Raw genomic sequence first — 22,006 nt, forward strand, 5'->3', positions numbered from 1 at the left:
CCGCATGCGTCATACGACCCATCTGCCGTACGCGACGAAGGAAGAGGAACACGTCGTCGTCCCCATGTCCGACGGCGTCCGCCTGTCGGCCCGGATCTGGCGCCCCACCTCCTCCGACCACGACCCCGTGCCGGCCGTCCTGGAGTACATCCCCTACCGCAAACGCGACCTCACCGCGGTCCGCGACTCCATCCACCACCCCTACCTGGCCGGGCACGGCTACGCCTGCGTCCGCGTCGACCTGCGCGGCACCGGCGAGTCGGAAGGGGTCCTGAAGGACGAGTACCTGGAGCGCGAGCAGCAGGACGCGGAGGAGGTGCTGGCCTGGCTCGCCGAGCAGCCCTGGTGCGACGGGAACACCGGGATGATGGGCATCTCCTGGGGCGCCTTCGCCGCCCTCCAGGTGGCCGCCCGGCAGCCGCCGAGCCTCAAGGCGATCGTCATCGCCTCCTTCACCGACGACCGGCACGCCGACGACATGCACTACATGGGCGGGGCGATGCTGTCGGACAACCTGGCCGAGGCGGGCACCATGTTCGCCTACGGCACCTGCCCGCCGGACCCGGCCGTGGTCGGCGACGCCTGGCGCGACATGTGGCTGGAACGCCTGGAGCACACCGAGCCCTGGGTCCTTCAGTGGCTGCGCCACCAGCGCCGCGACGACTACTGGCGGCACGCCTCCGTCGGCGAGGACTACGCGGCCGTACGCTGCCCGGTGCTCGCCTCCAGCGGCTGGGCGGACGGCTACTCCAACGCCGTCACCCGGCTGCTCGCCCACCTCGACGTCCCCCGCAAGGGCCTGATCGGTCCCTGGTCGCACAAGTTCCCGCACCTCGGGGAGCCCGGCCCGGCCATCGGCTACCTCCAGGAGGTGGTGCGCTGGTGGGACCACTGGCTCAAGGGCGCCGACAACGGCGTGATGGACGGCCCGATGCTGCACACCTGGATGCAGGACAGCGTGCCGCCGTCCACCTCCTACGAGGAACGGCCCGGCCGCTGGGTGGCGGAGCCCACCTGGCCCTCACCCAACGTCCACCCCGTCACCCACCCGCTGGTCCGGCACCGCATCGCGCCGCCCGGGGAGCCCCCGGCCGACGGGGACGGTGACGTGCTCACGGTGCAGTCGCCGCTGTCGGTCGGCCAGTTCGGCGGCAAGTGGGCCTCCTACAACGCGCCCCCGGACCTGCCCTACGACCAGCGCGAGGAGGACGGCGGCTCGCTGGTCTTCGAGACCGAGCCGCTCGCCGAGCCGCTGGAGATCCTCGGTTCACCGGCCGTGGACCTCGACCTGACCGTCGACCGGCCGGTCGCCATGGTGGCCGCCCGGCTCTCCGACGTCCGCCCCGACGGCGCCGCGACCCGGGTGACGTACGGCCTGCTCAACCTCACCCGGCACGACAGCACCGAACACCCCGAACCGCTGGAGCCCGGCCGCCGCTACCGCGCCACCGTCCACCTCAACGGGGTGGCGCAGACCTTCCCGGCGGGGCACCGGGTCCGGCTCTCCCTGTCGACCTCCTACTGGCCGCTGGCCTGGCCCCCGCCGCGCCCGGCCCGGCTCGGCGTCCGCGAGCACACCAGCACGCTCACCCTGCCGGTCCGGCCGGCTCAGGCGCCCGACGGCACCCCGGCCGACCCGTTCGGTGAACCGGAGGGCACCGAGCCCATCGCCGTCACGTCGCTCACCCCGCCGGAGGAACGCTGGGAGGTCAAGCGCGACCTGGTGGACTACCGCGCCGAGCTGGACATCGTGAAGGACCGCGGCACGGTCCGGTTCGAGGAGATCGGCCTGGACGTCGGCCGCCGCGCCCACGAGCGCTACGCGGCCGTCGCCGACGACTTCACCTCCGCCAGCGGGGAGTCGACCTGGACCATGACGTTCCGGCGCGCCGACTGGGACGTCCGCGTCGTCACCCACACCCGGCTCACCTGCGACGAACGGGACTTCCACGTCGACGCCACGCTCGACGGCTACGAAGCGGACCGGCGGGTGTTCTCCCGTACCTGGAACGAGACGGTCCGCCGCGATCTGCTGTAGCTTGCCTCTCCGCTGAAGATCCTATTAGCTTAGCCTTACCTAAGCTTTACTTGGGGATTGCCTTCAGCCTCCGGAGAGACCGCACCGATGCCTGCCCTCAACCGCCGTGTCCCGCCGACCACCGCGAGCGCCCTGGCCCTCGCGGTGGCCGGCGCTCTCGCACTGCCGAACGCCGCGGCGGCGACGCCCGCCCCGTCCGTCACCTCGGCACCGCTCGCCCCGGGCCTCTACCAGTCCGCCTACTCGGAGCGCAACGACGTGCTGTGGGCGACGGCTTCGGCCGGCCAGCCCCCGGCGGCGGTCACCCGGTCCCGGCTGCTGCGGGTCGACCCGGACACCCTGGCGGTGGAAGCCGCCTACGACGCTCCGCCGGACGCCACCGACGGCACCATCGAGGCGGTCTACGGCATCGACGTCGACGACGAGCACAACACGGTGTGGGTCACCAACACCCGCAACGACAGCGTGGCCGTCTACAGCCAGCGCACCGGCCGGCACCTGGCCACCGTGCCCGGCGTCGCGCACGCCCGCGAGGTCGTCGTGGACGAGCGGCGCGACCTGGTGTGGGCGACGGCCTACGGCACCGGCTCGGTCGTCGCCTTCGACAGCCGCACGTACCGGGAGGTCCGGCGGGTCACCGTGGCCGGCGCCGGTCCGACCGGGCTGGCGGTGGACGAGCGCACCGGAGCCGTCCACGCCGCCGACTTCACCAACGACCGCGTCCTCCGTATCGCGCCGGGCTCCGCCACCGCGCGGCTCGTCCCCACCGGCGACGGCCCGCTCTCCGTCGCGCTGTCCGCCGACGGCCGCACCGCCTACACCGCCGACCAGGGCGCGGGCACCATGTCGGCTCTCGATCTGCGCACGGGCGCCGTCACCCGGACCGTCCGCACCGGCGAGGGCGCCAAGTCGGTGGCCACCGACCCCCGTTCCGGCCGGGTGCTGGTCGTCAACCGGCTGGCCGGCACGGTCTCCGTCGTCGACCCGGGGCCGGGAACCGTCACGCGCACCGTCGCCACCGGGGCGCTTCCCAACCACGTCCAGGTCCGCCCCGACGGCACCGCCTACGTCCTGGACAAGTCGGCCTCCGGACCGGGCGGCGAGGACCACGTCACCCGCATCGCCCCCGCCGCCCGCTGAGCCGTCAGCCGTCCAGCCCGTAGAAGCGGATGCGCGAGTTGGGGCGGAAGCCGATGCGCGGGTACACGGGCGCGCCGGCCTCCGTGGCGTGCAGGGTCGCGCGGGTCAGCCCGGTGGCCCGGGCGCCCTCGTGCAGCGCCTTGCGGGTGACGGCCTCGCCGTAGCCCCGCCGCTGCCACCCGGGGTCGGTGGCGACCAGCGCGACGAAGAGCCGGCCGTCCGCCGCCACGGTCCCGGCGCACGTCACCGGGACGCCGTCGCGCAGGCCGAGATAGGCGTACACGTCCTGCTTCCACAGCGCGCTGCCGACCAGGCCGTCGCGGCCCTCGGCCAGGTCGAAGCCGTACGCGCGGGAGTTGAGGTCGGCGTACGCCGTGAGCTGGTCGTCGGAGCGGACCCGCACGAAGGTCAGGTCGGGATGGACCGGGTCGGGCACCGGGAGCAGGTCCCCGGCCATGCCGGTGCCGGGGAAGGCGAGCCGGAGCCCGGCCTGCCCGGCCGCCTCGTCCAGGCAGGCGCGGGCCCCGTCGTCCAGCAGGTCCTCGAAGAGCCAGAGGAAACCGGGGTGCCGCTTGGACCGCATGATCTGCGCGGCCTCGGCCAGCCGCCGTGCCGCCAGGGCCGGGCCGGTCCCCGCCTCGGTCAGCGTGACGCAGTTCCAGAACGCGAACCGGCAGTCCGCCCAGCGGACGGCGATGCCCGGCAGGTCACGTACGTCTGCCCCCGGGGCGCGGTCGAGGACCATGGCCCGCCAGACCGTGGCGAGCTGCTCCATCGACTCGGTCGACTCCGCGAGATCCTTCACCGAAACTCCTCAGACAGTCGGGTGGGTGGAGAGCTGTCGCAGGAGTCAACGAGCGGGCGGGGGTGTCGGGTTCACGCGTCCGCGCGCCGCCGGTGGGCGACGCGCGGACGGACCGTGAGGTGTGTGCCGCCTCAGGCCCAGCAGCCGTTCACGGTGGCGGCGAGGCCGTCCATCGCGTCCTTGATGTCGGCCGGGTCGGCGGTGGAGTTGTTCTCGATGAAGGAGAAGATCCGCCACTCGCCGTCGTCGGTCCGGGTCACACCGCTGAGCGCGACGGCCCCGGTGAGAGTGCCGGTCTTGGCCTGCACCTTGCCGACGGCGCACTCGGAGTTGGCGTCGTCGAAGCGGCCCCACTCCGGGCCGAGGCTGGAACCGGCCTCGCCGGCCACCGGCAGACCGTCCAGGATCGAGCTGAGGGCGGAGGACTCGGTGATCGCGTCGAGGAGCTGCGCGAGGGTGGTGGCCGGTATGCGGTCGGCACGGGAGAGGCCGCTGCCGTCGTACATCTCGAAGTTGTCCAGCGAGATGCCGTACGAGCTGAGCACCTGGCGGACCAGTTCGACGCCGCCCTCGAAGGTGGCGGGCTTGCCCAGCTCCACGGCGGTCATCCGCAGCAGGGTCTCGGCGATGTTGTTGTCGCTGGTCTTCAGCATCTGCTTGACGATGTCCGACAGCGGCGCCGACTTGTGCTGCGCCACCGGCACGTCGGACTGCTTCGCCGTCGCGCGGCCGACCTCGCCGTCGACGGTGATGCCGTTCGCGGCGAGCTGCTTGGCGAAGACCTCGCCGGCGTTGATGGCCGTGTCCTGGACAGCGGCGCCGTCCACCACCAGGGAACGCACCGGCGTCACCTCGGTGGGGTAGTAGTCCTCGTTCCAGCCGTTGGCGAGGGTCGGCTCGGCGAACAGGCTGTCGTCCACCCGGACCTTGACGCCGGACAGCCCGGCGGCCTTGAGGCCATCGACCGCCGTCTTCGCCATCTCGGCGAGGTCGTCGCTGGTGAGGGTACGGTCGCCGCCGCCTACGAGGGTGAGGGTGCCGTCGCCGTAGACGACCTTCGTGGTGAACTCGTGGTTCGCGCCCAGCAGGGTCAGGGCGGTGGTGGCCGTGGCCAGCTTGGCGTTGGAGGCGGGCATCAGCGCGGTGGAGCCGTCGTGGTCCCACAGGGCGGTGTCCGAGTCGGCGTCGAGGACCACGCCGCTGACGTCGGAGCCCAGGCGGTCGTCGGCGATCCGCGCGGTCAGGTTCTTGACCAGCTGCGCGTCGTCGGCGTCGAGACCGTCGACCGAGACGCCCTGGGTGGCCGTCGCGGTGCTGTCGTCGGCGGCGAAGGCCGAGGTGCCGGCCAGGGTCGCGGAGGCCACCGGCACGGCCATCGCGAGCACGAGGGCACGGCGCGCGCCGACCCGGCTCACTCTTGCCTTGCGGTGCCGGCGGCGTCCGCCGGGGGCGAAGGTGTTCGTGGGGGTTTCGTCTGGCGTACCAGTCATAAAGTGAAATCCAAGGATCGGGTACATCGTTCTGTGGGGGTGGAACGGCGGGCACATTACCAGCCGTCACATGGCCGACAAGGATGCCGAATGATGGCGTGTGAACGACTTGCGACGAACTGTGAACGGTCCCGTGATGGCGCAGCCCGGGAGGCCCGGAAATGACCGCCCGGCGATGCGGCATCCGCATTCTTCTTGACGCGGCGTGAAATACGGAACCGCTTCCCGGCCGCCCGCATAAAGGCTCCCCATAAGCCCGGCGGGGCAAATTCCACTGCCCTTTCGTGCAGCTCGCGTCGGGAACCGCGGCCGGCCGCCCCGCGTCCGTAGGCGGCATGAGGATCTTCATCAGCGCGGACATGGAGGGCGTCACGGGGCTGGTCGACGCCGACGACGTCCAGCCCACCGGGCGGGACTACGAACGCGGACGGCTCCTGATGACGGAGGACGTCAACGCGGCCGTCCGGGGCGCCCTGCGGGCGGGCGCCACCGACATCCTCGTCAACGACGCGCACGGACCGATGCGCAACCTCCTTCCGGAGGCGCTGCACCCGGCCGTCCGGCTGGTCCGGGGCAAGACCAAGACCATGGGAATGCTCGAAGGGCTCACCGCGGAGCACGACGCCATGGTCTGCGTCGGCTATCACTCGAAGGCCGGCGCGCCCGGTGTGCTGAGCCACAGCTTCATGGGGCATGAGATCGAGGACATCTGGCTCGACGGCCGGCCCGTGGGGGAGATCGGGCTGGCGCACGCCACCGCGGCAGCCGTCGGGGTCCCGCTGGTGGCCCTCACCGGGGACGACCGGGCCTGCGCGGAGACCACGGAGTGGGACACCGCCGTGTCGACCGTGGCCGTCAAGTACGCGCGTGGCCGGTTCGCGGCCGAACTGCGCCCGCCGCGGGAGGCACGCGCGGCCATCGAGGAGGCGGTCGCGGCCGGCCTCTCCGTGCCGCCGGTGACCGCCCCGCCGGTACCGGACCCGGCCACCCTCACCGTCCGCTGGCAGTCGGCCTCGGTGGCCGCCACGCTGCTGGGCATCCCCGGGGTGACCGCCGTGGACGACCGGACCGTCCGGGCCCGGGGCGCACTGCCCGGTCTCTACCGGCTCCTCGGCGTGTGGCTGCGAGTCGCGGCGGCGCTCGGCGACCAGCCCCCGTACTGCTGACCGCGTCACATCCCGACCGCCCCGTCGAGGCGTTCGCGCAGCAGGTCGGCGTGGCCGTTGTGCCGGGCGTACTCCGCGATCATGTCCACCAGGATCCGCCGCAGCGACACCGGCTCGCCGGTGCTGCGACGGGTGCCCGTCACGTCCAGGGACGCCGCCGCGGCGACGATCTGCCGGGACCGCTCGCACTCCGCGTGCCAGACGGCGAAGGCCGCCCCGGGGTCGCCGTCCAGCCGCTCGAAGTCCTGGTCGGGGTCGTCGTCGGAGTAGTTCAGGATCGGGACGTCCTCACCGGCGAACTGCTGGCGGAACCACCAGCGTTCGACACCGGCCAGGTGCCGCACCAGACCGTGCAGCGACATCGTGGACGGAAGCACCGCCCGGGTGGACAGCTGCTCGGCGGACAGACCGGAGCACTTCTGCTCGAAGGTCGCCCGGTGCCAGTCGAGGAACGCGGCGAGCGTCTCCCGCTCGGTGCCGACGGAGGGCAGCGCGGGGCGGGTGCCGGTGGCCCAACGGGGCGAGTGGTGCTGGGGGACTGCCGGGTCGCTCATGGTCCGCCTTCCGGTTCGCGGCCCCGGCGCTCCGCCGGGGTACGCCCCACTCTGGCAGGCACCACTGACATCGCCGGGCCGCGACGGGATCACGGTCCGTCCGACGCGGTCCCGGACCCGGCCGCGTCAGCCCCCTCGGCCGCGGCGGCGCAGCGCCGGGCCAGCACGGTGAACGCGGCGCGCAGTTCGGCGGGCCGGACGTCGTGCAGCGCGGTGTCGAACCGGCCCAGCGCCGAGGCCAGCCCGATCCACGACCAGGAGCCGAGCACCACCCGGCAGCGGCCGGGGCCGAGTTCCTCCACCAGTCCGTCCAGCACGTAGGGAGCGACGGAGACCGCCGGCACGTCCAGCACCGCCTCGCCCCGGCAGGGCCAGCCGGCCGGACCGTCCGAGCCGCGGAACCGTCCGGCCACGAAGGCGGCCACATCGCCGCCCGGCACCTCGCGCGGGGTGAAGCGGGGACCGGTGGGAGTGCGCGGCGAGACCCGGTCCGCGCGGAAGGTGCGCCAGTCGTCGCGGTCGGGATCCCAGCCGAGCAGGTACCACCGGCCCCGCCGGGTGACCAGGTGGTGCGGCTGCACCCGCCGACGTGCCGGGGTGCCGGCCGCCGGGCCCGAGGGGGCGTAGTCGAAGCGCAGCTCCGCACGGGCGTGGATGGCGGCGCCGATCTCCAGCAGCACCCGGCTGTCCGCCTGCACCGGGTCGGTGCCGGGCGGCGCCACCTCGGTCACCTCGAGCAGGGCGATCCGGTGCCGCAGCCGGGCCGGCAGCACCTGCCGCAGCGTGCCGAGGGCGCGGGCCGCGGCCGCACCGATCCCGGCCCCGGTCGCGGTGGCCGTCTGGAGGGCCACGGCGAGGGCGACCGCCTGCTCGTCGTCGAACAGCAGCGGCGGCAACTGCGAACCGGCCTCCAGCCGGTAGCCGCCGTCGGGCCCCTTGACCGCCGTGACGGGGTAGCCGAGCTCCCGCAGCCGGTCCACGTCCCGGCGCACCGTGCGCGCGCTCACGTCGAGCCGGCCGGCCAGTTCCTCCCCCGGCCAGTCCCGGCGGGTCTGGAGCAGCGAGAGCAGCGCGAGCAGTCGGGCGGAGGTCTTCGGCATGGTTCCCATCCTCCCCCGGGTAGCGGACACTCCCTGTCCGCTACCCCTGCGAGGGTGAGGTCACCGACGCCGGCCGGGGTTCGAACGGGACCGCGGCCGGCCGGGTGTTCCGCTACGCAACCGCAGGCGAGGAGCCTCCATGTCCGTCAAGACCACCACCCACCTGAACTTCCGGGGCGACGCCCGTGCCGCGCTCGACTTCTACCACTCCGTGTTCGGCGGGCAGGTCGTCGCCGTGACCTACAAGGACACCGGCGCCGTGCGGAACCAGGACGAGGCGGACTGGGTGATGTGGGGCCAGGTGACCGCAGACAACGGCTTCCACGTCATGGCCTACGACGTGCCCGCCGCGCTGCCCTACCACCCGGGTGAGAACCCGGTCTTCGTCTCGGTGCGCGGCGACGACGCCGAGGAGATCACCGCCCTGTGGGAGAAGCTGTCCGTCGGCGCGACCGTCGTGCAGCCGCTGGCGCCCTCCTCCTGGGCACCGCTGTACGGCATGCTCAAGGACGGCTTCGGCGTCGTCTGGGTGCTGGACGTCGCCGCCCCGTACAACGGCTGACCTCCCCCTTTCCACCGGCGGGGTGCGGACCGGGACGACGGCCGCCCCCCCGCCCCCCGCCCCCACCGCGAACCCGAAGGAACACCGCTGTGCGAATGCGTGAGCTGGGCCGGACCGGCATCCAGGGCAGGCTGGGCAACCCCGACCACGAGGACTGCGCCCGGATGGTGCACCGGGCGCTGGACGCCGGGATCAACTTCATCGACACCGCCGACGTCTACGGCCACAGCGAGACCGAGCACGTCGTCGGCAAGGCGCTGGGGGGCCGGCGCCGGATCATCGCCGAGATGGAGCACTCGCTGCGGCGCCCGCGGACCAACTGCATCGACCTCTACCAGCTGCACCACCCCGACCCCGCGACCGACATCGAGGAGAGCCTGTCCGCGCTGACCGACCTGGTGCGGACCGGCAAGGCGCGCGCGATCGGCACCCACCAGCGGATGCGCTGGGTGCCGGGACACCTGACCGACGAGCGCAAACTCGACGCCGTAGAGCGGCTGCTCACCCTGGCCGACGACGCCGGACTGTCCCTGCCCCACCTGGCGACGGCCTTCGCCACCGCCCACCCAGACGCCAGCCCCGCCATCATCGGCCCGCGCACCGGGGAACAGCCGGCGGACCTCCTCGCGGGCGCCGGCACCACCCTCGACGACGGCCTCCTCACCCGCCCCGCCCCGCGCCGGCGCCCGGCCGGCGAACGAGCGGCGGCCTGAGGGAAACCATGACGACCGTCCTCGACACCCGCGCCCTGAACCGTGCCACCCTCGCCCGGCAGTTCCTCCTCGGCCGCACCACCGCCCCGGCCCTCGACGTCATCACCCACCTGTGCGGCATGCAGGCCCAGGAACCGCAGGAACCCTTCACCGGACTGTGGTCCCGTACCCGGGCCTTCCGGCCGGCGGAGCTGGACGCCCTGCTGACCGGACGGCAGGCCGTACGCACCCACCTGATGCGCCGCACCGTCCACCTCATGGCCGCCGCCGACGCGCTGGCCTGGCGGGCCCGGCACGACAGCATGCTGCGGCAACGGGTCGTGACCACCTACCGCGCCGAACTCGCCGGCCTCGACCTGGAGCGGCTCGCGGCGGCCGGGCGGGCGGTGATGGCCGACGGCCGGCCCCGCACCATGGCCGAACTCGTCGCCGCCCTCGACGTCCGCCGCCCCGCCGCGCCCCGCCGGGTCCTCGGCGAACTGCTCGTCGCCGCCCTCGTCCCGATGGCTCAACTGCCTCCGCGCGGACTGTGGCGGACCAGGGCGGGCGTGCGCAACCTGCCGCTCGCGACCTGGCTGGGCCAGGACCCGGCCCCGCTGCCCGCCGACGGCTCCGACCCGGTGGGCCGCGTTCTGGTCCGCCGCTACCTCGCCGCGTACGGACCCGCCTCCCGCGCCGACCTGCGCTCCTGGTGCGGCCTGACCGGGCTGCCCGCCGCCGTCAAGTCCGTACGGGACGAACTCGTCACCTTCCGCGACGAGCGCGGACGCGAACTGCTCGACCTCCCCGACGCGCCCCGCCCCGATCCCGGCACCCCCGCGCCCGTCAGGTTCCTGCCCGCCTTCGACAACGCGATCCTCGGCTACCACGACCGCACCCGGATCATCGACGACGCGCACCGCGGCCTGTCGGTCGCCGGCCAACGGGTGGTCCTGGTCGACGGCCGGGTCGGCGCCACCTGGACCACGGACCCCGGCACCCTCGTCGTCACCCCGCTCAGGTCCCTCACCCCGGCGGAGCGCGCCGACGTCGTCGAAGAAGGCCGGGAACTGGCCGCCTTCCTGACCGACGACGCGCACGACCGGGTCCGCCTGGCGGACACCGGCTGAGCGCCTCGGCCCACCCGCACGAGCGGCAGGTCCGCCCGTGCACGCCTGTTTACATCGATGTACATCCGGCCCTAGCCTGGCGCGGATTCCGCTTCCCCAGGGCTCTCGCACGCTCTCGGGAAGCTCGCGGGAAAGGAGAACACCCCTATGCTCCGCCTGTTCCACGCCCTGAGACACCGCCGCCCGCAGGCCGTACTGCTCGCCCTCACCGCCCTGCTGAGCCTGGCCCTCGCCGCACCGGCCGACGCGGCTCCCGCCACGTCCGCCGCCTCCTCCGCCTCCGCCGCGACGGACGCCGTCTCCGTCGCGGCCACCGGCACTCCGCTGCGCGACAGCACGGGGCTGTACCCGCGCGCCGTCCGGCTCGCCCACAACGGCGCCGCCAACGGACGCGTCCTCGCCAGTGTCGTCGCCTTCGACGGCAACAACGGCATCGGCGCCATCCACGAGAGCACCGACAACGGCGCGACCTTCCATGAGGTCGGCCGGGTCGCCGACGCCGAGTCCGCGTCCGGCCAAGGGCTGTGCTGCACCACCCTGTTCGAGCTGCCCCAGCAGGTCGGATCGCTGCCGGCCGGCACCCTGCTCTGGGCCTCCTCGGCCGGCCAGGACGAGACCGACCGCCGGATGGCACTGCGGATCTGGCGCAGCAACGACGTCGGCCGCACCTGGTCCTACCTCTCCTCCTGCGCGGTGGCCACCGGCACCGGCGGCCTGTGGGAGCCGGAGTTCTCCATCGCCTCGGACGGCGCGCTGGTCTGCCACTACTCCGACGAGACGGACTCCGCGCACAGCCAGAAGCTCGTCGCCGTACGCAGCTACGACGGCGTCACCTGGCAGGGCCGCCACGACACCGTCGCCAGCTCCCTGGCGACCGACCGGCCCGGCATGCCGGTGGTGCGCAAACTGCCCAACGGCAGCTACTTCATGAGCTACGAGATCTGCACCCCCGGCGGCCAGTACCAGTGCGTGGTGCACTACCGCACCTCCGCCGACGGCTGGAACTGGGGCACCGTCACCGACCTCGGCATCCGCCCCGAGACGGTCGACGGCAAGTACTTCCGCGCCACCCCGACCATCGCCTGGGCACCGGACCCCAGCGGCGGCGCGAACGGCCGGCTGCTGCTGATCGGGCAGCGCCTGCTCAACAAGGACGGCAGCGTCGCCGCCGAGAGCGGCCGCACCATCCTCGCCAACACCGAGAACGGCAGCGGCCCCTGGTACGAGATCGAGGCGCCGGTCAACGTGCCCGACCCGCAGATCAACTACTGCCAGAACTACAGCTCCCCGCTGCTGCCCTCGGCCGACGGCCGCACCGTCCTGCAGATCGCCACCGACTTCGACGGCACGGTGTGCAAGCCGTACTACGCCACCGGCTCCGTCACCGGCACCGGGGACGCCTCCGGAGTCGTCGACGGGGCGGTGTACCGGCTGGTCAACGCGGGCAGCGGGCAGTGCCTGGACGTGGCCGCCGACTCCCGCACGGCCGGCGGCAACGTCCAGCAGTGGACCTGCAACGGCCTCGGCCCGCAGAGCTGGACCGTCACCGCCCGCACCGCCGGGTACTACACGCTGACCGGCCGCAACAGCGGCTACTGCCTGGACGTGGAGAACGGCTCCGCCACCGCGGGCGCCAACGTCCGCCAGTGGTACTGCAACGCGGCCGCCGCCCAGGACTGGAAGCTGGCGAACGTCGGCCGGGGCTACTACCGGCTGGCCGTCCGCTCCAGCGGACAGTGCCTGGACGTGGCCCAGGGCTCGCGCACCGCGGGCGCCAACGTCCAGCAGTGGACGTGCAACGGGCTCCAGCCGCAGATCTGGCGACTGGAGCGGGTGTGAGGTGAGGGGGCGGGCGGGGGCCGCGCTCCCCGCCCACCCCCTCCCTGTTACTCCTGTTCCTCGATGGCGGCCGGCCGCAGCTGCGCGGCGCGCACCCGGGCCACGTCGAGCTTGGTGCCGCGGTCGAAGCGGTAGACGCCGTTCTGCTCCTGGAAGACGTCCGTCAACTGCGTGTAGCAGTAGCCGAACATGTTCGGGTCGGTCAGCAGTACCTCGGTGAGGCCGCTGAACCGGGCGTGGAACTCGTCCTCGTCCCGGACCCGCTCGCCGTAGCCCCAGGACTGGGTGCGGTCCTCGCCGGACAGTTCGGCCGCCGCCTCGGGGTCCCACCAGATGCCGCCGAACTCGCTGACGAAGTACGGCTGACCCGCGTAGGGCACCGAGTAGGCGGCGCCGTTCTCGTAGGCGTTGACATAGGGCTCGTCCTTCGCCAGCCCGGACATCTGCTGCCGGAAGGCGGCCGGGTCCTGCTCGTAGCTGTGCGAGTCGTAGATGTCGGTCTCGGTCACCCGGTGCGCGTAGCCGGACGCGTCGATCACCGGCCGGGTGGCGTCCATCGCCTTGGTGGCCAGGAACATCGCCCGCGTCACGTCGTCGAGCTGGGTGATGCGGTCGTGCAGCTTCTGATACGTCTCGTTCAGCGGGCACCAGCCGATGATCGAGGGGTGCGAGTAGTCGCGTTCCAGGGCCTCCAGCCACTGGGCGACGTAGGAGGCGTCGGGCTTCTGGTTGTCGCCCGAGGAACCGCCCGTCTCGCAGCCCCAGTCGCCGAACTCGCCCCAGACCAGATAGCCGAGGCGGTCGGCGTGGTACAGGAAGCGCTCCTCGAAGACCTTCTGGTGCAGCCGGGCCCCGTTGAAACCGGCCGCCAGGGCCAGTTCGATGTCCCGTACCAGTGCCTGGTCGGTCGGCGCGGTCATCAGGCCGTCCGGGTACCAGCCCTGGTCGAGGACGAGGCGCTGGAAGACCGGGCGGCCGTTGAGCAGCACGGCCTTGCCGCGCAGGCCGACGGCGCGCAGACCGGCGTAGCTCTCCGCGCTGTCGACGAGCTGCCCGTCGGCGTCCAGGAGTTCGAGCCGCAGCCCGTACAGGTGCGGGTCGGCCGGACCCCACTCGCGGCGCCGGCCGGCCGGCACCGGCAGGTGCAGGCGCGGTGCGAGATCCAGGTCGGCGCGGGCCTCGGCGCGGCTCACCTCGCCGTCGCCGTCGGTCAGCACGGCCCGCACCCGGTGGCCGGGCCGGTTGCCGGACAGCGGCAGTTCCAGGTGGAAGGCGGAGCCGGCCAGGTCGGGAGTGATCCGGGGACGCCGCAGGTGCGTTTCCGCAACCGGCTCCAGCCACACCGTCTGCCAGATGCCGGTCACCCGGGTGTAGTTGCAGTCGTGGTTGGCGTACTGGACGGCCTGCTTGCCGCGCGCCTGCGGTCCCGACCTGGGGTCGCGGGCCCGGACGGTGATCACGACCTCCTCGCCCGCGCCGGCGATGTCCCCGAGGTCGGCGGTGAACGGCGTGAAGCCGCCGCGGTGCCGGGCGACCTCGGTGCCGTTCGCCCACACCGTGGTGTCGTGGTCCACCGCGCCGAAGTGCAGCAGCACCCGGCGCCCGGCCCAGTCCGCCGGCAGGGTCAGCGCCCGCCGGTACCAGACGGCGTGCAGGAAGTCGGTGTCACCGATGCCCGACAGCTCGGACTCGGGCGGGAAGGGCACCAGGATCTCGTCCCGCAGCTCCCGCCCGAGCAGACCGCGTTCCAGGCCGCTGTCCCCCCGGTCGGTCTCGAACTGCCAGGCGCCGTTCAGATTGAGCCAGTCGCGGCGCGTGAACTGCGGTCGCGGGTACTCCGGACGCGGTACGGAGGGGGTGGGCACACATGCTCCAGTGAATCGAGGGGGCAGAGGGGAAAGGGGGTCAGGAACCGCCGAGGCCGGTGGTGGCCACGGAGTTGACGATGCGGCGCTGGAAGAAGAGGAACACCACGATCAGCGGCAGCGCGGCCAGCAGCGCGGAGGCCATGCCCGGCACGTACTGGACGCCGTGCGAGTCGCGCACGGTGGCCAGTCCGACCGGCAGGGTCATCAGGTCCGAGTCGTTGGTCACGATGAACGGCCACATGAAGTTGTTCCACGCGCCGATGAAGACGAAGATCGCCACGGCGGCCACGATCGGCCGGGACAGCGGCAGCACCACGGACCAGAAGACCCGGAACTCGGAGGCGCCGTCGATCCGGGCCGCCTCCTCCAGCTCCCGGGGGATGCCGTCGAAGAACCGCTTGAGGATGAACACCATCATGGGCGCCACCACCTGCGGCAGGATGACCGCCGCGTAGGTGTCCACCAGGTCGAACAGCAGCATCTGCTTGAACAGCGGCACGATCAGCAGTTGCGGCGGGATCATGATGGCGGCCACCGTCACGGCGAGCAGCGCCCGGCGCCCGCGGAACCGGCCGCGGGAGAAGCCGTAGGCGGCGAGGGTGGAGACGGCCACCGTGATGACGGTGACCAGGCCGGCGATCAGGAAGCTGTTGAACGCCCACACCGGCACGTTCCCGCGCTCCAGGATCTGCCGGTACGCGTCCAGCGTGAAGGCGCCCTTGAACGGGGACAGGCCGGGCTGGGAGACGTCCTGTTCGCTCTGTACGGACGTGACGATCGCCCACACGAACGGCAGCAGCCAGACGGCTGCCAGCACGACCAGCGCGGTGGCGGCCAGGACCCGGGGCAGCCGGCCCTGGCCGAGCAGCAGCGGCGAACCGGCCGCCTCCCGGGGGCGCCGCGGGCGAAGGGGCGTTGCGGTAGCGGACACGGTCAGTCCTCCTGGCGGAAGAGGCGGAGCTGCACGAGCGAGACGACGACGACCATCGCGAAGAAGAGGTACGAGACCGCCGAGGCGTAACCGAGCCGGTAGCCGGTGAAGCCGACGTCGTACACGTACTCCAGGACAGGCCGGGTCGAGCCGTTGGGACCGCCCTTGGTCATGATGTAGATCTGGTCGAACACCTTCAGCGAGGCCAGCACCTGGAGCATGGCCACCAGCCCCGTGGTGCGGCGCAGTTGCGGCAGGGTGATGGACCACAGCCGGCGCCACGCCCCCGCGCCGTCCAGCGCCGCGGCCTCGTCGAAGGTCGTCGGCAGGGACTGGAGGGCGGACAGGTAGAGCAGGAAGTTGAAGCCGACCGTCCACCACACGGTGAGGGCGGCGATCGCCCACATCGCGACCGACTCGTCGGACAGCCAGCCGACCGGTTCCATGCCGAGGGTGTCCAGGAGCTGGTTGGCGAAGCCCAGATCCGGCTGGTACAGCCAGGTCCAGATCAGCGTCACCACGGTCACCGGCAGCAGGTAGGGAGCGAAGAACGCCAGCCGCCACACCCACTGGCCGGCGATCCCGCTGTGCACCAGCAGGGCCATCGCCAGCGCGATCAGGACCAGCGGCACGCTGGAGATGAGGGTGAAGAAGACGGTGTTGCCGAGACTGCTCCACACGTCCGGGTCGCCGAACGCCTCGGCGTAGTTGTCGAAGCCGACGAAGGACGTGTCGCGCAGCGCCAGCGAGGAGTCGGTGAAGCTCATCCACAGGCCCTGGACCAGCGGCCAGACCAGGAAGAGCGCGAACAGCAGCAGGAACGGCAGGACGAAGAGCAGGCCGGAGCCGGCCGGGCCGAGGCCGCGCCGGCGGCCGGCGCGGCGGGGGCCGGCCGGGTCGTGGGGGTCCGGACCGGTGCGTGGGTCGGTGCCAGGGGGTGCGGTGGTGGTCACGGGGATCACTCCTTCTGCTCGGTCAGGCCACCGGGTTGGGCTGCTTCAGCAGCGCGTCCGCCGCGCTGACCATCTGCCGCACCGCCTTCTCGGCGGTGAGCTCGCCCAGCAGCGCCGACTGGAGCGGCTGGCACATCCGGATCTGGAAGTTGGAGGCCGCCCCGGTGAACCAGTTCGGCGGATCGAGCACCGCGACCTTCCCGGCGTCCGCGTAGGAGGACTGCGGCTTCAGGGCGGCGTACTCCGGCTCGGCGAGGACGGGCTGGTACGCGGGGATGTGACCGGCGCTCGCCCAGGTCAGGCTCTGCTTGATGATCGACGCGACGTACCGGTGCGCCTCGCGCCGCCGGGCCGGGTCCGGGTTCTCCTGGTGCGGCAGCACGAAGCTGTGGCTGTCGGTGTAGACGGCGGGCTGGTCGAACACCTGCGGGAAGGGCGCGGCGCCGAGCGGGAATCCGGCCGCCTTCAGCGTCGGCAGCTCCCACTCGCCGAGCATGGCCAGGCCGCCGCGCCGGCCGGTGAACATGGTCAGACCGGCGTAGTAGTCCAGGTCGTTGGGGTTGGTCTTCCCGTCGAACAGCTGCTGGAGGAACGACACGACCCGGACCGCGGCGTCGACGTCGATCTCCGGCGGGCCGCCGTCCGGGAGCGTGAAGGCGGCGCCGGTCTGCGCGTACAGGCCGGCGAACAGCCGCCAGTTCTGCGCGGTGTCGTTGACGTGGCCGAACACGATGCCGGCCTGGCCGGTCGCCTCGGCCAGCGCCTTGCCCGCGTCCAGCATCGCCTCGGGGGAGCCCATCGGGGCGAGTTCGCCCGAGGAGTCCAGGAGCCCGGCCTTGTCGGCGGCCTCCTTGTCGTAGAAGACGATGAAGGGGTGCACGTCCAGCGGTACCGCGTACACGGTGCCGTCGTGCTTGGTCCGGGCCCACACCGCCGGTGTGAAGTCCCGCTCGGTGACCCCGAACTCGGCCAGCACGTCCAGGTCGAACGGGTCGAGCAGACCGCCGGGGGCGTACCCGGCCAGCCGGGACAGGTGCAGCACCGCCACGTCGGAGGCCCGGCCGCCGGCGGCCGACATGGCCAGCTTGGTGTAGTAGGACGGCCCCCAGTCCAGGATCGTCCGGTCCACGTCGAAGCCCCGGGACGCCTCGGACACCGCCTTGATCATGTCGTCCATCAGCAGCCCGTCGCCGCCCTGGAACAGGTCCCACACGCTCAGCGCGGAGGCGCCGGAGGCCGCGGCGGGGGAGGCGCAGCCGGACAGCGAGCCCGCCGCGAGCAGCGTGCCCGCCCCGGCCAGGCCGGCGCCCAGCAGACGGCGGCGGGTCAGGCCGTGGGCCGGGGCAACGGACGCCGGAGGCGGTGCGGGGACAGGGGATCGCGCAGTCATCATTGACCTTTCGACGGCCGGACACGCGTGACGGGCCGGCGGGGACCACGGGACCCGTGGCCCCCGCCGGGACCGGCAGGCGGGGCGCGCACCGGCTGACGCGGTGCGGTGGCTAGTTTTTACATCGATGTACATTGGCTGTAAAGAGTCTGCGGCGGATGGCCAATGTCCGGGGAGCCTTTCCGGAGCGGGGAAGCGGACGGGCGACCGCCCGCCGGCCGCCGGCCTGCCGCGATCTACACTCGGGGCTCACGAGGGGACGGGAGGTTCGCGGTGGTACGGCCCAGGATCAAGGACGTGGCCCGGCACGCGGGGGTGTCCGAGAAGACGGTGTCCAACGTGATCAACGACTACGTCCACGTCTCGGACCGGACCCGGCGGGTGGTCCAGGAGGCCATCGACCACCTCGGCTACAAGGTGAACCTGGCCGGCCGCCACCTGCGCAAGGGCCGCACCGGCATCATCGCCCTGGTCGTCCCCGAACTCGACGTGCCCTACTTCGCCGAACTGGCCCGGCACGTCATCCGCGAGGCCGAGCGGCGCTCCTTGACCGTGCTGATCCACCAGAGCGGCGCGGACCGCGACCACGAACTGGCGGCCCTGGCCGGATTCGGCTCCACCTTCGTGGACGGGGTCATCCTCAGCCCGCTCGCGCTGACCGCCGACGACCTGCGCGACCGCGCGGGCGCGCCGCCGACCGTGCTGCTCGGCGAACTGCTGGAGGAGGGCGCGGACCACGTCGCCATCGACAACGTGGCGGCCGCCCGGCAGGCGACCGAGCACCTCATCGGCCTCGGCCGCCGGACGGTCTGGGCGGTCGGCGGCCGGGACGACGCGGGCCTGGGCACCGCGGAGGCCCGTACCCGCGGCTACCGCGCCGCGCTCACCGCGGCCGGCCTCCCGTTCGACCCGACCGCGCTGCTGCCCGTGCCGTCCTTCCGGATGCCCGACGGGGCCGGGGCGGTGGCCCGGGCGCTGGACGCGGGCGCCCGCCCCGACGCGCTGCTCTGCCTCAACGACCAGCTGGCGCTGGGCGCGTTGCGCACCCTGTACGAGTACGGGCTGCGGGTGCCCGAGGACGTGGCCGTGATCGGCTTCGACGACGTGGAGGGCGGCCGGTTCAGCACGCCGACGCTGAGCACCGTCTCCCCGGACAAGGCGGCGGTGGCCAGGATCGCCGTCGAACTGCTGCGGGACCGGATGGACGAGGCCGCGGACCCGGCCCCGGCGGGCACCCCCGCGGCCGGCGTCCGCTCGCCCCAGGACCTGGTCGTGGCCCACCGGCTCGTGCTGCGCGAGAGCACCGAGGGAGCGGTACGGCGTCCGCGGCACGATCAACGCGACACGGCGGGCGGAAAGTTGGGTAAATGAGATCAACATCTGATTGGATTGGGCAGGTGATCTTGCGTTCCTGCCCGTGAAAGGCGCCCGCTGATGTCTTCCGTCCTCGCCCAGGCCCCGACCGCCGTTCCGCCCGCCCCGCGCGCGGCGACGGACCAAACCGGTGCGCCCCTGCGCGGTGGCCGGGCGGCGGGCCGTTTCCCGGTCAGGCACCAGGGCACCCTGCGGGTCGCCACCCCCAGCTACTGGCCCGACGCCCCCTACCCGGCCGTGCCGTTCGAGGCGGACAGCGCCGGTGTGCTCCGCGTCATCGCCGATCCGCGCACCCCGGTCTTCGTCACCGTGCACGGCAGTGGCCGCCGCCGCTACGGCTACTGGCAGCCGTACGACTCCCGGACCAAGCGGGGCGGTTGCTACGTCGCCCTGCCGACCGCGGTCTGCGAGGAGCTGTACGCCGGCGGCCGGATCGCGCTCGACGGGCCGCTGGTGGACCCCGGCAAGACCACGTATCGGGTCCGCCCGGCCGGCGCCCCGGCGCGGCCCAGCCGGCTGCCGGCCGCGCCGGTGCGCACCCCGGCCGCCCCGGTGCGCGCGGTGCCGCGTCCGATGGCCGCCTGAGGACAACCGTACGTACGGCATGACCGGCTGTTTTACAGTGTCTCCGTCAGTCTTCGACAGCAGTGACCTGTGAGGTGCACAGCAACCATGCCGGCCGCAACGTTTGAGTTCCAGGTAGAAGCCCGTCAGCTGTTGCAGCTGATGATCCACTCGGTCTACTCGAACAAGGACGTCTTCCTGCGCGAGCTAGTCTCCAACGCCTCCGACGCGCTGGACAAACTCCGTCTGGAGGCGCTGCGCGACGATTCACTCGGCGCCGATGTGTCCGACCTGCACATCGAGATCGAGACCGACCAGGAGGCCCGCACCCTCACGGTGCGGGACAACGGCATCGGGATGTCGTACGACGAGGTCGGCGAGCTGATCGGCACGATCGCCAACTCGGGCACCGCCAAGTTCCTCCAGGAACTGCGCGAGGCCAAGGAGGAGACCAGCGCGGACGGGCTGATCGGCCAGTTCGGGGTGGGCTTCTACTCCGGGTTCATGGTGGCCGACGAGATGACCCTGGTGACCCGGCGGGCCGGCCAGGACAAGGGCACCCGCTGGTCCTCGCGCGGCGAGGGCACGTACACCCTGGACACGGTCGACGACGCGCCGCAGGGCACCTCGGTCACCCTGCACCTCAAGCCGGCCGACTCCGAGGACGCGCTGCACGACTACACCTCCGCCTGGAAGATCCGCGAGATCGTCAAGCGGTACTCGGACTTCATCACCTGGCCGGTGCGGATGGTGCCGGCGGCCGGCGAGGACGGCTCGGTGCCCGAGCCGGAGACGCTGAACTCCATGAAGGCGCTGTGGGCCCGCTCGCGGGACGAGGTGTCCGACGAGGAGTACCACGAGCTCTACAAGCACATCAGCCACGACTGGCGCGAACCGCTGAAGACCATCCGGCTCCAGGCCGAGGGCACCTTCGAGTACCAGGCCCTGCTGTTCGTCCCCTCCCACGCCCCGCACGACCTGTTCACCCAGAACTACCGGCGCGGAGTGCAGCTCTACGTCAAGCGCGTCTTCATCATGGACGACTGCGAGGCGCTGCTGCCGCCCTACCTGCGCTTCGTCAAGGGCGTGGTGGACGCGGCGGACCTGTCGCTCAACGTCTCGCGCGAGATCCTCCAGCAGGACCGGCACATCCAGCTGATGCAGCGCCGGCTGACCAAGAAGGTCCTCTCCTCGGTGAAGGAGCTGCTGACCGGCTCGCCGGACGAGTACGCCACGTTCTGGCGGGAGTTCGGGCCGGCCCTGAAGGAGGGGCTGGTCACCGACTCCGACAACCGGGACGCCATCCTCGCCGTCGCCTCCTTCGCCAGCACCGCCTCCGAGGAGGAGCCGGTCACGCTCAAGACCTACGTGGAGCGGATGAAGGACGGCCAGGACGCGGTCTACTACATGACCGGCGAGTCCCGGCAGAGCATCGAGAACTCGCCGCACATGGAGGCGTTCCGGGACCGCGGCATCGAGGTGCTGCTGCTCACCGACCCGGTCGACGAGGTGTGGGCCGACGCGGTCGGGGAGTACGAGGGCAAGCCGCTGAAGTCCGTCGCCAAGGGCGACATCGACCTGGGCGCGGACGCGGACGGCAAGTCCGAGCAGGAGCGCGAGCGGCAGAGCGCCGACTACGCCGACCTGCTCGGCTGGCTGAAGGAGCAGCTCGGCGACGAGGTCAAGGACGTCCGCCTGTCGTCCCGGCTCACCGTCTCCCCGGCCTGCGTGGTCTCCGACGCGAACGAGATGACGCCGGCGCTCGAGCAGATGTACCGGGCGATGGGCCAGGAGGTGCCCGAGACCAAGCGCATCCTGGAGCTCAACCCCGACCACCTGCTCGTCAAGGGCCTGAACGAGGCGTACGCCGAGCGCGAGGACCGCACCGCGCTGGTGGAGACCGCCGAACTGCTGCACGGCCTCGCGGTGCTCGCCGAGGGCGGCCAGCCCAAGGAGCCCGCGCGCTTCGTCAAACTGATGACGGACCGGCTGGAGCGCACGTTGTAGAACGCGCGGCAGGGGGTACCGGGTGGGCGACGGGTGACAGGACGGCCGGAAGGGTGACGATGGGTTCGGTGACGCAGCTGCGGCAGCTCAGGGCCGTGTACACGGGCGGGGTGGCCGCCTGGTCCTTCTGCCTGCTCCTCGGCGTGGTCCGCGGCGGCGGGTCGGCGCGCCAGACGGTCCTGCTGCTGGCCCTGCTCGCCGCCTTCCTGGTGCTGCTGCTGTGGTCCACCTGGTGCCTGTGGGAGGCCGGCACCGGGGCGCGCCGCCCGGCCGACCGGACGCGGGGCGCCGGCGGCGGGTACGCCGATCTCTACCCGATGATCGGCAAGGTCGGCGGCACCGAAGTCCTGGACGCCATCGACAACCTGGAGCCGAACGCCTGGAAGCACCCGGCCGTCAAGGC

Annotated in this window: 19 protein-coding genes; 11 read left to right on the forward strand and 8 right to left on the reverse strand. The window is 72.5% G+C overall.

Translation table 11 applies throughout. The annotated features are described in order from the left end of the window. The first annotated feature begins 4 nt into the window (after positions 1-4). Both AB0G32_RS29330 and AB0G32_RS29335 read left to right on the forward strand, forming a co-directional pair. A complete protein-coding gene (locus AB0G32_RS29330) occupies positions 5-2,038 on the forward strand; it encodes a CocE/NonD family hydrolase (RefSeq protein WP_361169728.1) in 2,034 nt (677 codons plus the stop codon). 87 nt (positions 2,039-2,125) lie between these two features. Further along, on the forward strand, positions 2,126-3,178 hold the full coding sequence (locus tag AB0G32_RS29335) for a YncE family protein (RefSeq protein ID WP_361169731.1): 1,053 nt from the start codon (positions 2,126-2,128) through the stop codon (positions 3,176-3,178). 4 nt (positions 3,179-3,182) lie between these two features. On the opposite strand, the gene AB0G32_RS29340 is transcribed toward AB0G32_RS29335, so the two are convergent. Both AB0G32_RS29340 and dacB read right to left on the reverse strand, forming a co-directional pair. Continuing rightward, positions 3,183-3,983, reverse strand: a complete 801-nt coding sequence (locus tag AB0G32_RS29340; protein ID WP_361169734.1) for a GNAT family N-acetyltransferase — start codon at positions 3,981-3,983, stop codon at positions 3,183-3,185. 131 nt (positions 3,984-4,114) lie between these two features. Then, positions 4,115-5,473 carry a D-alanyl-D-alanine carboxypeptidase/D-alanyl-D-alanine-endopeptidase gene (gene dacB, locus AB0G32_RS29345; RefSeq protein ID WP_361169737.1) on the reverse strand — a complete coding sequence of 453 codons (1,359 nt, stop codon included), beginning with the start codon at positions 5,471-5,473 and terminating at the stop codon, positions 4,115-4,117. A 335-nt stretch (positions 5,474-5,808) separates the two neighbouring features. Between dacB and AB0G32_RS29350 the strand changes: the two genes are divergently transcribed. Beyond that, positions 5,809-6,639 carry a M55 family metallopeptidase gene (locus AB0G32_RS29350; RefSeq protein WP_361169740.1) on the forward strand — a complete coding sequence of 277 codons (831 nt, stop codon included), beginning with the start codon at positions 5,809-5,811 and terminating at the stop codon, positions 6,637-6,639. Positions 6,640-6,644: 5 nt separating this feature from the next. On the opposite strand, the gene AB0G32_RS29355 is transcribed toward AB0G32_RS29350, so the two are convergent. Further along, on the reverse strand, positions 6,645-7,193 hold the full coding sequence (locus AB0G32_RS29355) for a DinB family protein (RefSeq protein WP_361169743.1): 549 nt from the start codon (positions 7,191-7,193) through the stop codon (positions 6,645-6,647). An 89-nt stretch (positions 7,194-7,282) separates the two neighbouring features. Further along, the gene (locus AB0G32_RS29360) at positions 7,283-8,293 is read right to left on the reverse strand and encodes a WYL domain-containing protein (protein WP_361169746.1); all 1,011 of its coding nucleotides are present in this window, start codon (positions 8,291-8,293) and stop codon (positions 7,283-7,285) included. A 139-nt stretch (positions 8,294-8,432) separates the two neighbouring features. Between AB0G32_RS29360 and AB0G32_RS29365 the strand changes: the two genes are divergently transcribed. The 4 genes from AB0G32_RS29365 to AB0G32_RS29380 all read left to right on the forward strand — a co-directional run bounded on the left by AB0G32_RS29365 (position 8,433) and on the right by AB0G32_RS29380 (position 12,516). Further along, positions 8,433-8,855 carry a VOC family protein gene (locus AB0G32_RS29365; RefSeq protein WP_361169749.1) on the forward strand — a complete coding sequence of 141 codons (423 nt, stop codon included), beginning with the start codon at positions 8,433-8,435 and terminating at the stop codon, positions 8,853-8,855. Positions 8,856-8,950: 95 nt separating this feature from the next. Next, the gene (locus tag AB0G32_RS29370; protein ID WP_361169779.1) at positions 8,951-9,568 is read left to right on the forward strand and encodes an aldo/keto reductase; all 618 of its coding nucleotides are present in this window, start codon (positions 8,951-8,953) and stop codon (positions 9,566-9,568) included. A gap of 8 nt (positions 9,569-9,576) precedes the next feature. Beyond that, the gene (locus AB0G32_RS29375) at positions 9,577-10,677 is read left to right on the forward strand and encodes a winged helix DNA-binding domain-containing protein (RefSeq protein WP_361169752.1); all 1,101 of its coding nucleotides are present in this window, start codon (positions 9,577-9,579) and stop codon (positions 10,675-10,677) included. Positions 10,678-10,824: 147 nt separating this feature from the next. Beyond that, a complete protein-coding gene (locus AB0G32_RS29380; protein ID WP_361169755.1) occupies positions 10,825-12,516 on the forward strand; it encodes an RICIN domain-containing protein in 1,692 nt (563 codons plus the stop codon). Between the two features lie 47 nt (positions 12,517-12,563). Here AB0G32_RS29380 and AB0G32_RS29385 read toward each other — a convergent pair whose 3' ends face one another. Genes AB0G32_RS29385 through AB0G32_RS29400 form a run of 4 tightly spaced genes read right to left on the reverse strand, consistent with a single transcriptional unit; the run spans position 12,564 to position 17,658 of the window. Beyond that, positions 12,564-14,381: a sugar-binding domain-containing protein gene (locus tag AB0G32_RS29385; protein ID WP_361169758.1), complete on the reverse strand. Its 1,818-nt coding sequence runs from the start codon at positions 14,379-14,381 to the stop codon at positions 12,564-12,566. Between the two features lie 40 nt (positions 14,382-14,421). Continuing rightward, entirely contained in the window at positions 14,422-15,315 is an 894-nt protein-coding gene (locus tag AB0G32_RS29390; protein ID WP_361169761.1) for a carbohydrate ABC transporter permease, read from the reverse strand. Positions 15,316-15,317: 2 nt separating this feature from the next. Beyond that, entirely contained in the window at positions 15,318-16,268 is a 951-nt protein-coding gene (locus AB0G32_RS29395; RefSeq protein ID WP_361169764.1) for a sugar ABC transporter permease, read from the reverse strand. Between the two features lie 22 nt (positions 16,269-16,290). Then, on the reverse strand, positions 16,291-17,658 hold the full coding sequence (locus AB0G32_RS29400; protein ID WP_361169767.1) for an extracellular solute-binding protein: 1,368 nt from the start codon (positions 17,656-17,658) through the stop codon (positions 16,291-16,293). Between the two features lie 273 nt (positions 17,659-17,931). Between AB0G32_RS29400 and AB0G32_RS29405 the strand changes: the two genes are divergently transcribed. From AB0G32_RS29405 to AB0G32_RS29420, 4 genes are all read left to right on the forward strand, one after another. Further along, positions 17,932-19,029, forward strand: coding sequence for a LacI family DNA-binding transcriptional regulator (locus AB0G32_RS29405; protein ID WP_361169770.1), 1,098 nt, complete (start codon positions 17,932-17,934; stop codon positions 19,027-19,029). Between the two features lie 63 nt (positions 19,030-19,092). Next, positions 19,093-19,617, forward strand: a complete 525-nt coding sequence (locus AB0G32_RS29410; protein ID WP_361169773.1) for a hypothetical protein — start codon at positions 19,093-19,095, stop codon at positions 19,615-19,617. A gap of 87 nt (positions 19,618-19,704) precedes the next feature. Further along, positions 19,705-21,603: a molecular chaperone HtpG gene (gene htpG / locus AB0G32_RS29415; protein WP_361169776.1), complete on the forward strand. Its 1,899-nt coding sequence runs from the start codon at positions 19,705-19,707 to the stop codon at positions 21,601-21,603. 68 nt (positions 21,604-21,671) lie between these two features. After that, positions 21,672-22,006: hypothetical protein (locus AB0G32_RS29420; protein WP_361169782.1), on the forward strand; the 335-nt coding region annotated here is incomplete at its 3' end.

This window comes from Streptomyces sp. NPDC023723 (genome assembly GCF_040639815.1).
Taxonomy (GTDB): domain Bacteria; phylum Actinomycetota; class Actinomycetes; order Streptomycetales; family Streptomycetaceae; genus Streptomyces.

Coding starts and splice junctions, on each gene's coding strand:
- AB0G32_RS29330 (WP_361169728.1), top strand. CDS start 5: ATGCGTCATACGACCCATCTGCCGTACGCGACGAAGGAAGAGGAACAC.
- AB0G32_RS29335 (WP_361169731.1), top strand. CDS start 2,126: ATGCCTGCCCTCAACCGCCGTGTCCCGCCGACCACCGCGAGCGCCCTG.
- dacB (WP_361169737.1), bottom strand. CDS start 5,473: ATGACTGGTACGCCAGACGAAACCCCCACGAACACCTTCGCCCCCGGC.
- AB0G32_RS29350 (WP_361169740.1), top strand. CDS start 5,809: ATGAGGATCTTCATCAGCGCGGACATGGAGGGCGTCACGGGGCTGGTC.
- AB0G32_RS29355 (WP_361169743.1), bottom strand. CDS start 7,193: ATGAGCGACCCGGCAGTCCCCCAGCACCACTCGCCCCGTTGGGCCACC.
- AB0G32_RS29360 (WP_361169746.1), bottom strand. CDS start 8,293: ATGCCGAAGACCTCCGCCCGACTGCTCGCGCTGCTCTCGCTGCTCCAG.
- AB0G32_RS29365 (WP_361169749.1), top strand. CDS start 8,433: ATGTCCGTCAAGACCACCACCCACCTGAACTTCCGGGGCGACGCCCGT.
- AB0G32_RS29370 (WP_361169779.1), top strand. CDS start 8,951: ATGCGTGAGCTGGGCCGGACCGGCATCCAGGGCAGGCTGGGCAACCCC.
- AB0G32_RS29375 (WP_361169752.1), top strand. CDS start 9,577: ATGACGACCGTCCTCGACACCCGCGCCCTGAACCGTGCCACCCTCGCC.
- AB0G32_RS29380 (WP_361169755.1), top strand. CDS start 10,825: ATGCTCCGCCTGTTCCACGCCCTGAGACACCGCCGCCCGCAGGCCGTA.
- AB0G32_RS29400 (WP_361169767.1), bottom strand. CDS start 17,658: ATGACTGCGCGATCCCCTGTCCCCGCACCGCCTCCGGCGTCCGTTGCC.
- AB0G32_RS29410 (WP_361169773.1), top strand. CDS start 19,093: ATGTCTTCCGTCCTCGCCCAGGCCCCGACCGCCGTTCCGCCCGCCCCG.
- htpG (WP_361169776.1), top strand. CDS start 19,705: ATGCCGGCCGCAACGTTTGAGTTCCAGGTAGAAGCCCGTCAGCTGTTG.